The 10,065-nt window shown below is 48.9% G+C and carries 14 protein-coding genes; 4 read left to right on the top strand and 10 right to left on the bottom strand.

What is annotated here, in order from left to right; translation table 11 throughout:
* Positions 1 to 18: 18 nt before the first annotated feature.
* The 8 genes from flgG to MHN01_RS07545 all read right to left on the bottom strand — a co-directional run bounded on the left by flgG (position 19) and on the right by MHN01_RS07545 (position 6,702).
* On the bottom strand, positions 19 to 807 hold the full coding sequence (flgG, locus tag MHN01_RS07580; protein WP_075763913.1) for a flagellar basal-body rod protein FlgG: 789 nt from the start codon (positions 805 to 807) through the stop codon (positions 19 to 21).
* Between the two features lie 20 nt (positions 808 to 827).
* Complete coding sequence (gene flgF / locus MHN01_RS07575) at positions 828 to 1,577, bottom strand: flagellar basal-body rod protein FlgF (RefSeq protein ID WP_239410764.1); 750 nt, start codon at positions 1,575 to 1,577, stop codon at positions 828 to 830.
* A gap of 209 nt (positions 1,578 to 1,786) precedes the next feature.
* Positions 1,787 to 3,220 (bottom strand): flagellar hook protein FlgE, encoded by a 1,434-nt coding sequence (locus MHN01_RS07570; protein WP_239410763.1) that lies wholly within the window; start codon positions 3,218 to 3,220, stop codon positions 1,787 to 1,789.
* A 22-nt stretch (positions 3,221 to 3,242) separates the two neighbouring features.
* Positions 3,243 to 3,959, bottom strand: coding sequence for a flagellar hook assembly protein FlgD (flgD, locus tag MHN01_RS07565; protein ID WP_239410762.1), 717 nt, complete (start codon positions 3,957 to 3,959; stop codon positions 3,243 to 3,245).
* 18 nt (positions 3,960 to 3,977) lie between these two features.
* Positions 3,978 to 4,394 (bottom strand): flagellar basal body rod protein FlgC, encoded by a 417-nt coding sequence (gene flgC, locus MHN01_RS07560; RefSeq protein ID WP_075763905.1) that lies wholly within the window; start codon positions 4,392 to 4,394, stop codon positions 3,978 to 3,980.
* Between the two features lie 3 nt (positions 4,395 to 4,397).
* Positions 4,398 to 4,793 carry a flagellar basal body rod protein FlgB gene (flgB, locus tag MHN01_RS07555; protein WP_075763903.1) on the bottom strand — a complete coding sequence of 132 codons (396 nt, stop codon included), beginning with the start codon at positions 4,791 to 4,793 and terminating at the stop codon, positions 4,398 to 4,400.
* 141 nt (positions 4,794 to 4,934) lie between these two features.
* Positions 4,935 to 5,765 (bottom strand): protein-glutamate O-methyltransferase CheR, encoded by an 831-nt coding sequence (locus MHN01_RS07550; protein WP_239410761.1) that lies wholly within the window; start codon positions 5,763 to 5,765, stop codon positions 4,935 to 4,937.
* A gap of 19 nt (positions 5,766 to 5,784) precedes the next feature.
* Positions 5,785 to 6,702 (bottom strand): chemotaxis protein, encoded by a 918-nt coding sequence (locus MHN01_RS07545; protein WP_239410760.1) that lies wholly within the window; start codon positions 6,700 to 6,702, stop codon positions 5,785 to 5,787.
* A gap of 126 nt (positions 6,703 to 6,828) precedes the next feature.
* Here MHN01_RS07545 and flgA point away from each other — a divergent pair, with 126 nt between their 5' ends.
* The 3 genes from flgA to MHN01_RS07530 all read left to right on the top strand — a co-directional run bounded on the left by flgA (position 6,829) and on the right by MHN01_RS07530 (position 8,392).
* On the top strand, positions 6,829 to 7,536 hold the full coding sequence (flgA, locus tag MHN01_RS07540; protein ID WP_239410759.1) for a flagellar basal body P-ring formation chaperone FlgA: 708 nt from the start codon (positions 6,829 to 6,831) through the stop codon (positions 7,534 to 7,536).
* 73 nt (positions 7,537 to 7,609) lie between these two features.
* The gene (gene flgM, locus MHN01_RS07535) at positions 7,610 to 7,927 is read left to right on the top strand and encodes a flagellar biosynthesis anti-sigma factor FlgM (RefSeq protein WP_075763895.1); all 318 of its coding nucleotides are present in this window, start codon (positions 7,610 to 7,612) and stop codon (positions 7,925 to 7,927) included.
* Positions 7,928 to 7,963: 36 nt separating this feature from the next.
* Positions 7,964 to 8,392 (top strand): flagella synthesis protein FlgN, encoded by a 429-nt coding sequence (locus MHN01_RS07530; protein ID WP_239410758.1) that lies wholly within the window; start codon positions 7,964 to 7,966, stop codon positions 8,390 to 8,392.
* A 125-nt stretch (positions 8,393 to 8,517) separates the two neighbouring features.
* On the opposite strand, the gene MHN01_RS07525 is transcribed toward MHN01_RS07530, so the two are convergent.
* Together MHN01_RS07525 and MHN01_RS07520 are read right to left on the bottom strand one after the other, a co-directional pair.
* Complete coding sequence (locus MHN01_RS07525; RefSeq protein ID WP_239410757.1) at positions 8,518 to 8,943, bottom strand: LPP20 family lipoprotein; 426 nt, start codon at positions 8,941 to 8,943, stop codon at positions 8,518 to 8,520.
* 8 nt (positions 8,944 to 8,951) lie between these two features.
* A complete protein-coding gene (locus MHN01_RS07520) occupies positions 8,952 to 9,587 on the bottom strand; it encodes a FlgO family outer membrane protein (protein WP_160648765.1) in 636 nt (211 codons plus the stop codon).
* A 198-nt stretch (positions 9,588 to 9,785) separates the two neighbouring features.
* Between MHN01_RS07520 and MHN01_RS07515 the strand changes: the two genes are divergently transcribed.
* Positions 9,786 to 10,065 (top strand): flagellar assembly protein T N-terminal domain-containing protein (locus tag MHN01_RS07515; RefSeq protein WP_239410756.1); only part of this gene is annotated, 280 nt, incomplete at its 3' end.

The following is a 10,065-nucleotide window of genomic DNA, read 5'->3' as shown; positions in this document are numbered from 1 at the left end:
CACGGTATTAACTCCCTGTTATAACTGCTGGTTAACGTAGCTCAGCATCTGGTCGACGGTTGAAATGACTTTCGAGTTCATTTCATACACGCGCTGCGCTTCGATCATATTGACCAGCTCTTCCGTCACATTTACGTTCGAGGTTTCCAGCATCGACTGGCGAACCGAACCCAACCCGTCCAGACCCGGTACCCCTTCCTGGGCATCGCCGCTGGCACCAGTTGGCAAGAACAAGTTCTGACCAATAGGTTCAAGGCCACCCGGGTTGATAAAATCAACCGTCGTGATCTGACCCAGCACTTGGTTCTCCTGCTGGCCTCGAATACGCGCAGAAACCTCACCATCCGTACCGACGGTTATCCCAACCGCATCTTCCGGAACAACAATCTCAGGCTGCAAGACATAGCCAGAGCCGGTGGTCACCAGCTGGCCTTCACCGTTGATAGTAAACTGGCCATTACGGGTATAACCCATGTTGCCGTCAGGCAGGAGGATCTGGAAGAAACCGTCTCCCTCGATCATCATGTCCATTGCATTGTTGGTTGTCTGGGTATTTCCCTGGGTAAAGACCTTCTGCGTCGCTACCACTTTCGAACCTGCGCCCAGCATCAGACCCGACGGTAATTCGGTATCCTGTGTAGACTGGCCGCCCGGCTGGTTGATGTTCTGATAGAACAAATCTTCAAAGACAGCCCGGCTTTTCTTGAAGCCGACCGTCGAGGCGTTCGCAAGGTTATTCGAAATGGTCGAGATATTTGTCTGCTGAGCGTCAAGACCGGTTTTACTTACCCATAAAGCTGGATGCATGTTCTATTCCTTATTATCGGTTAGCCTAAACGCAGCAGTGAAGATGATGCCGCATCCATTTCTTCTGCTGTTTTCATTAATTTGACCTGCATTTCGAAGTGACGCTGCAAGTCAATCATGCTGGTCATTTCGCCGACAGCATTTACGTTGCTGCCTTCCAGTGCGCCATTTAGTAAGGTCACACCAGCATCGGCATCGAAGACTTCACCAGGATTCTTTGATTTGAATAATCCATTGACATCTTTATACATATCACGGTTATCCGGGCGAACCAGCTTAAGGCGATCGACGACTTCCATCGCTTCCGGCGGTGCCCCCTGAGGAAGCACGGAAATGGTTCCATCTTTGCCGATCTCAATTTTACTGATTGGAAGAGGAATAAAGATCGGACCGCCATTTTCGCCCAACATCAGGTTGCCATTGCTGTTTTGCAACATACCTGTCTGGTCGATTTTCAAATGGCCTGCACGGGTGTAGGCTTCTTGGCCGGAAGGATCCATCACAGCCAGCCAGCCATCTCCCTCGATAGTGACGTCCAGATCACGCCCGGTTGTCATGACTGAGCCCTGAGAAAAGTCCTGTCCCGGACGCTCGGTCATCGCAAAAACGCGAGACGGCAATCCTTCACCGTATGCCTGCATGCTACGTGCCTGCTCGAGATCAGCGCGAAAACCGGTAGTTCTCACGTTAGCTAGGTTGTTGGCATGTAGTTGCATGCCATACATATCCTGTTTGGCACCACTCATGGCTAAATACAGTGAACGATCCATTATTGACTCTCCAATCACAATCTAGTGAATATCAAGCAATAACTATGCCACCATTAAGATAGTGTAATAAATCAACGAATTGAGGATTTTCGCCCAGAACAGGGGCAAAGAAGGGACAATTTTATGACGGACAAGGACAAGATTTGCCGCTTAATCGACACAAGGCCAAAAAAGCGGCAATGATATTACGCGTTGCTAGCGCCTCTTGCTTATCGGATCTGCAAGATTGTCTGCTGAAGCTGGTTATCAACTTCCAGTGCACGCGAGTTCGCCTGGAAGTTCCGCTGGGCAGTAATCAAATCCACTAGCTCCTGGGTCATATCGATGTTTGACTGCTCAAGGGTACCGCTCTTAATACCACCGAATGCCCCCTGGCTGGCCTCACCCCAGATAGCCGCGCCTGAATCCTGGCTCGTTACCCACTGGGTACCGCCTTTCGATACCAGCCCCTGTTCATTGGGCACACGTACCATACCAACACGGCCTAGCGTCACGTTCTCACCGTTACTGTATGTTGCGACAATCGATCCCTTGGCATCGATGTCAACTTTTGCCAGAAAGCCGGTAGTTGCGCCATCTTCGCTAAAACGGCGGATCTCAAACGGTGCGGCATACTGAGTCGGGTCTTCAAACTGAATGTTCAGCTTCTGCGTCTCGCTTGCACCATTCATATCAAGCCCGGCACCAGCAGCACCCAGCTCCTCGGTCTGAATCGGATTACCGTTGTTGACCGATTTCACCGATCCATCGGTATTAAATTCGACATAATGGCCCTGGTGACCACTGGCTAACGGACCGTTTGCATCACCAGAGGCAACCTCACCATCACCTTCCGGTGTCAGGTTGACATCCACCGCTTTCTCACCTGAACTATCCGTCACGGTATAGTACACCGCCCAGCGGTTCTCGGCACCGGCGGCACCTGCTGCACCTTCAGCAGCGGGATCGGCTGGAATCGGGTTACCATCGGCATCAACAGCAGGCGCAGCCCCACCCGTACCACCATTGTCTTTGACATAATAGGTGGTCATCTTATAAGGCTGGCCCAATGAGTCGTACATGGTCAGTGAGGTTGACTTGTTATAGGAGCTCGGATCGGTGAAGTCGAACTCGCTCGGGTTTTTCGCCTCGGCTGAGGCTGGCAGGTTCACGCCGATCTCGATATTCTCTGACTCCTTCGGCTGGCCGAACTGATCCGGCACTTTCATTGCCTGAGATTCATAGGAGGTCACCTGATCCGTTTCCTGATCAACCTTATAACCCAACAAGTACTGGCCTTCAGAGTTGACGATGTTGTTGTCCTTGTTCAGGTGGAAAGCACCATTACGGGTCAGGCTATTGTTCTGAGGCTGTAGCTTGTCATCGGCAACCGCAAAGAAACCACTACCCGAAATCCGCAGATCCATCGGGTTGTTGGTATAAATACTGGAACCTTCGTGAAATTGTTGCGCAACCACCGACGTCTGTACACCACCACCGGTTGTGGTCTTGGCATTCGAAAACACCGAGCTTGAATACACATCGCCAAACTCGGCACGCGACTCTTTAAAGCCGAAGGTATTCGAGTTGGCAATGTTGTTACTGGTGGTATTCAGGTCTTTCTGTGATGCCCCAATACCACTTAGTGAAATATTAAATCCCATGTTATGAATCTCCTAAGACCTGTTATACCTTACCGACTTCAAGTACTTCGGCAAGTTTGAATGGCGAGTCAAAGCCCGCAAGGTTAAGCATGACATTGCCATCACCATTACCAAGCAACACACTGTTTACATTTGCATAGGTAGACACATCAAATTCCCGGCTTTCACCATCAACCAGCCCGGCAACTTTTAGCTGATAGCGACCTTCCGGCAAGGCATTGCCACTTTCATCGGTGCCGTCCCACTCAAGGCGGTGCTCGCCCGGCGGTTTAGCCCCCATATCGAAGGTTTTAATTAACTGGCCCTGCTCGTTTTCGACCCTGACCATCATATTATCCAGCGCCTGAGGCAACCTAACCATGCCGGCCATGCCACCTTCAGCCTGCTTCACCCCAGTCGAGCTAGGGATAAGTACATCACGGCCAACCAGCGAGGATGCCTGCAGCGCCTGGTTCGAGGTCATGGCAGAGTTCAGGCTGCCAAACTGCTCATTCATCTGGTTGATCCCGTCAACCGTGGCAAACGATGCCATCTGGGCAATCATCTGATCATTGCCAACCGGTTTGAACGGGTCTTGCTGGGCAAGCTGCTTGGTTAGCAACGAGAGAAAATCTTCCTGCTTCAGTTCATTCTGACCAGTAGTAATTTTCTGATCTTCCTGAAGCTTTTTCTCTTGCATCCCCTTGAGTTGATCAAGGTAGGACAAGTTGCTTTGACCTGCGCCGTTAATACTGGTCATAACAGTTACTCCTTACCCTTATTTACCCATCTGCAATGTGCTCATTAGCATCTGCTTGCTTGCATCTGCTACCTGGACATTGCTCTGATAGGAACGAGAAGCTGAAATCATGTTGGCCATTTCTTCCATAACGTTGACATTCGGCTTGTAGATATACCCTTCAGCATTCGCCATCGGATGCTGTGGGTTATATTCGGCACGTAGCGGCTTCTGGCTTTCAACAATGCCTTTTACCTGTACCGGCACGCTTTCATCACGCTGATAGCTGGCATTCTGCAGCGCTGCTGCAAAAATCGGGTGCCGAGCCTTATAAGTTTCTTCTGCAGAACTACTGACACTGTTGGCATTAGCCAGGTTACTGGACGTCGTGTTCAGACGAACAGATTCTGCACTCATTGCCGATCCTGTGACATTAAAAACGTTAAACAAACTCATTTATTATTCTCCTTTTAATGCCTTGCTCAGGTTCTTAAACTTGGAGCCCAGAAAGTCGAGTGATGCCTGGTATTCCAGTGAGTTCTGCATAAACAGGTTTTGCTCAAGCTGCGCATCGACCGTGTTGCCGTCGCCGGTATCCGGTTGATTAGGTACACGGTACTTTTGCTCGCCCATTATTTTGGTGGAGGCAGATATATGCCGACCATCAGTGCGGCTCAGGCCAATCTTTGCCTCTGACGTTGCCGCATTCAATGCACGCTGAAAGTCGATATCTTTTGCTTTGTAGCCTGGGGTATTGGCATTGGCAATGTTGCTGGCCAGTGTTTCCGCGCGCTTGGCACGCACGCCAACCGTGTGCTGATGAATACCTAATGCTTTATCAAAAGAGATGGACATAGCTGCCTCCAAAAATCGTTATTGATATAGAAGCAAATGGTGTGCCAAGTTTTAATGGCAGTGTGTTGGGGAGAGTAAGTATCGAGGAACTAGGGATGTTCCTCGATAAAGTTGGGTTCTGGGTACAGCTTTTTCTTGAATCTATTTTAGCTTGTAAATAATTCCCGGGTTACAGCGGATCATCTCAAACTTGTCGGTCAGACCGGTCAGTGACTCGGACGCACCCAGCAGCAGGTAACCGCCCGGATTCAAGCTGGCAGCCATTTGGTTCAGTACTTTCGCCTTCATTTCCGGCGAAAAGTAAATCAGTACGTTGCGACAGAAAATCACATCGAATTTACCCAATAGCGCATAGCTGTCTTTCAGGTTCTGCGGCCGGAAGTTCACCATCCGCTTCACTTTGTCGTTAACCTTCATACGGCCGTCACCATTGTTTTCGAAGAAAACACGGCGGCGATCCGGGGAAAGCCCACGGCTCAATGCCAAATTGTCATAAACCCCGGCACGACAGGTATCCAGCATAGTCTGCGAGATATCTGTCGCCGTGATCTGAACACCACTGGCAAGCATGCCAGGGCGACGATTTTGGGTTTCCAGCACCGTCATCGCAATCGAATACGGTTCCTGCCCGGAAGAGCTTGCCGATGACCAGATTTTGATCGGACGCTTATTGGCAGCAAGCTCCGGCAAAATCTTATCCCCCAACACCGCATACGGATAGGTATCGCGAAACCACAACGTTTCATTGGTTGTCATGGCGTCTACGGCTGCAACACGCAACTCCCGGTTGCGGCCACTGATCACAACTTGCAATAACTCGGAAAGAGATGATAGCGAAAATCGGCTGACCAATGGACTCAGGCGGCTACGAACCAAGTATTGCTTACTGTCGCCAAGTACAATGCCGCATTGTGCTTCTAAAAAACGGCAAAAATCGCGGTATTCCTGGTCTTTAATTGTTATAGCTGTCATCTACTACTCTTTAATTAGATTATTCCGGCATAGCGGCCTTCACCGCAGCCCCCAGCTCATCCGGGTTAAACTTAGGAATGAAAGCATTCGCACCTACACGCTCAACCATGGCCTGGTTAAATACCCCACTCAATGAGGTGTGCAGGATAACATGTAAATCCTTTAGGTTGGCATCATTACGAATTTCTGCCGTTAGGGTATAGCCATCCATTTCCGGCATTTCAATATCGGAAATAACCAGTGCCAGCTGATCATAGATACTGCCGTCTTTGGCCATGACCCGGAGCTTCTCAATAGCTTCCTTACCATCCTGAACCAGCACACACTCGCAACCAATAGCTTCAATCGCTCGCTGGATCTGTTTACGTGCAACACTGGAGTCATCAGCAACAAGCACGCGACGGATAACCGGCATATCATCAACCAGCTCTTCCAGAACCGTACCGCTAATATCGGTATCAACCGGAGAGATCTCGTCGAGTATTTTCTCTACATCCAGAATTTCAACCAGCTCATTGTCGATCTCAGTCACCGCAGTCAGGTAGTTTTCCTTGCCGGCCCCTTTTGGCGGCGGCAAAATGGACTCCCAGTTCATGTTGATGATGCGCTCAACAGATGATACCAGGAAGCCTTGGATCGAACGGTTAAATTCCGAAATGATCACAAAACAGTTGTCCAGATCATCAATCGGGCGGCCACCGGTTGCCAGGCTCATATCAATAACAGAAATAGTTTGTCCGCGAATATGGGCAATACCCTTTACCAACGGGTGCAGGTTAGGCATTGTTGTCAGTTTCGGGCACTGAAGCACCTCTTTGACCTTAAATACATTTATCCCATAGCGCTGACGTCGGTTTAACCGAAAGGTTAGCAGTTCCAAACGGTTTTGGCCGACTAGCTGGGTGCGCTGATTCACTGAATCAAGTATCCCCGACATAAGGTGACTCCATGTTATGCGTTTTTTATTTCTATACGTGTTAAATGAGAATTCTCATTGCAAATCACATATGATGAGCTGAGGCTAATTGTAGCCCCTTAGACCTTGCATTAAAGAGTAAAAACCGTGACCCAAAGAACACATTTAACACTCTTAACCATTTTTTTCGGCCTACTGGCATTTTTCTTTAGCACTTTTGTGTCATCAGCACCACAAAATAGCTTAGATATGGTACAGCATACCGCGGAAGAATATGTCAAAACAATTGTCAAATCTCCCCCTAAAGGCCAACTCACTGTTAAGGCTGCACATTTAGATTCCCGGCTAAAACTGAGCACCTGTTCCGAACCGCTTAAGACCTCGGTGCCCGGCAAGCAATCCCTGACGGGCAATATCACGGTACTGGTCAGTTGCAGCACCGAAGGCTGGCAGGTTTATGTCCCTGTTCGAGTCAAGCAGCTCCTTCCCCGGGTTGTCGCCGCCAAGCCACTGGCCCGTGGCGCCGTATTGTCAGCCTCCGACCTGATGGTACAAATGATTGAGACCCGGTTTCAGCGCGGGGTGGTTTTCGAGCACCCACAACAAATCATTGGCTCTAAAGTAAAGCGAAATGTTAACATGGGAGACGCCATACAGGGCAATGATATCTGCCTTGTTTGTCGAAATGATGCCGTCCTTATCAAGGCCGGTCGCAGTGGGCTAAATATTGTCACCAAAGGGACAGCACTGTCCGACGGCTCACTCGGGGAACAAATACGGGTACAAAATGCCAAGTCAAAGCGTGTTGTCGATGGTATTATCACCGGCGTCGGTGAAGTCACCGTAAACTTTTAATTAAATGCTAAAGTTATTACAGACCCTGCCGAAGTAATGGCTGTCTCTAGTAAATTGTGCAAAGGCTTTTTTTATGGCAAGTATTGATCAGCTACGCTCCGGTCATCCAATGACCACAGCACGCAGCAATCATGGCAACGTATCAGGATCGACATCAGGGGCTGCAAAAAGTCAGCAATCTGTGCCAAGTGGACCAAAAGATGCCGTTTCGCTCAGCTCTCAGGGCAAGGCGGTCGGACAAATCCACCAGCAACTCGCGGCTGAACCAAGTTTTGACAGTGCTAAGGTTGCGGCAATCAAAGATGCGATTTCCAATGGTTCCTATGTCGTCGATGCCGACAAGCTCGCATCGAACATGATGAAATTTGAAGATGAGCTTCGTGGCCTCTAGAGCCAGCTCGACATTACGATACTCAGAGAGAACTAAATGGCCCAAACGATTGAACAGTTACTAGAATTGCAGCTAGCAACATTGGAGTCACTCTCTCGCCTGCTTGAACAAGAAAAAGCAGCCATTGTCGAGCGAAAAGCGGCAGATATCGCCAAACTTGCCAATGATAAACTTGCCCTGCTCAACAAAGTTCAACAGCAAGATCACCAGATCTCCAGCCATGCCCAACGCCAACTGCTTGTTGACAACCCGGAATATGTACAGAAAGTTGAGTCGATAAAAGCAATCGTCAGTCGTTGCAAAGAGATCAATGAAGTCAACGGCGAAGCGCTTCAGCGTGCCCAACTTAGCTTCCATAAATTAAATAACTTATTCCAGCAAAGCCGTGGCAAACAGCAAATGACCTATAACAGTGAAGGGGTGGCACAAAACATCCGCTCATTGGGAACCAATATCAAAGCCTAGCCCTAGCTCCCAATCCCACATTTTTACCTTTCATAAAAAAAGTGCACTCTAAATGAGTACACCTTTTTTAGACGTTACTGCCAGCATCAAGTACTGGTCACAACTAAGCTTGAACCTGATAACGCTTAAAACATGGTTTCCTGATTACTCGGTACATGGAAGACTTCGCCATGTTTTTTCATCTTGTCCATTTTACGCAGGTCCAACTGCATCTCAGTCACAAAGCTGTCGCCGACAGGATAGCTACGAATTACCTCGGCACCTCGGATAATGCCATCTACCGCACCATCGGTGTTTTCCACACCGAGTTGCTGATCTTCAAGCTCCGCACGGGCACTTATACGCATACCGTAAACTTGCTCAGTCAGTTCGCGGTAGGCATCAATTTTCGATGCACGCATCGCCCGAACACGCTTTTCTTCAATCGTACGGCCACGCTGCTCACTGATAGAGGCATAGCCGACAGACGTGATCAGATCATCATTACGGATCTCTGTTAAAGGCTGACAGCCCGCCAACGCCATGAAAACTAGCAGAAACCAGTAACGCATAACAACTCCTAAGGTTTTAAGACAACAGTATTGCGGTCGAATGTATTCACTTCGTTGCGAATAATAACGCCATTCTGGATCCGCATTTTATTCAAAGTATCTAGGTCACGTCCAATTCTATCGGCCGGTAGGAAGCCTTGCGCCGATGCAATCACAACCCGCGAGCGCATACCGATGATCCTGGCATTAACCAGCACCCCCGCCCCCTGACGCAACATCGTGCCTGTCAGTACGTAGTCAACCGGCTGTTCACCGGCCAGTTCCCGCCAGTTGCGGCTGATAGCAAAATCACCATCAGCAGTAACCTTGATCGCTCCTGTCGCTTTGTAGTCAACAACGGTATAACCACGCTGTTGCATTTGGAACATGAAACCTTCCGTTACGGAGTTACCCAGCCAGTTAGTTTCATTCATTTCCTGCAAGTCAACAAATGATGTCACAGCCAGTGGCGTCTTCGCTGTCAGGTACTGGTTCGATGATACCAACTGCTCGGTCAGCCCCTCAATAAAGAAGTCCATCGTATGACGTGGCGTTTCCTTTAACAGAAAAGAGCTGCCCATATAGGGCTCTTTACCGTTATATATCGGAGAATAAGAGCAAGATACAGTCATCGCTGCCAGTATCAGGACTATCCATTTTTTCATTCTTGCCAGCTCCGGATGAAAATAGACTTGTAGCCTGTTATCGTTCGTATAAAGAAAAACTTTACTCGTTATTATCTAGCCGTTTCAAAAAGTGCTACTAGGAACACTCTTTGCATAGATGTTCCAAACTGAATTAAAGAAACGGCAATTTTCTTTAGCTAATCACTGAGCAAGCAATTTTCATACCGAAGTTAAAATATGAACAAAAAAATTATTAACACCTTGAGCAGCCTATGTCTTATGGCCGCATTTCAGCTTAATGCCGCCTGGCTTGAGGTCACAGGCTCTGCCGTTATGCTTGAAAGTGAAAAGACAGCCAGAACCAATGCGCTGGAAGATGCCGTTTATCAGGCGATGGGGTATGCCGGTGCCGACCTAGCCAGCTTCCCGAAACTTAAGCCTTTCCTGGCCTCTGTCCGTGACGAATACCAATTTAGTGGTAATGAGGTGCGCCATGTCATGGTGACGGAAACCCGTA

Source organism: Photobacterium sp. OFAV2-7 (genome assembly GCF_022347985.1).
Lineage (GTDB): Bacteria > Pseudomonadota > Gammaproteobacteria > Enterobacterales > Vibrionaceae > Photobacterium.
The sequence above is the reverse complement of the archived record's forward strand: the minus strand, read 5'-3'. Positions and strand labels throughout refer to the sequence as shown.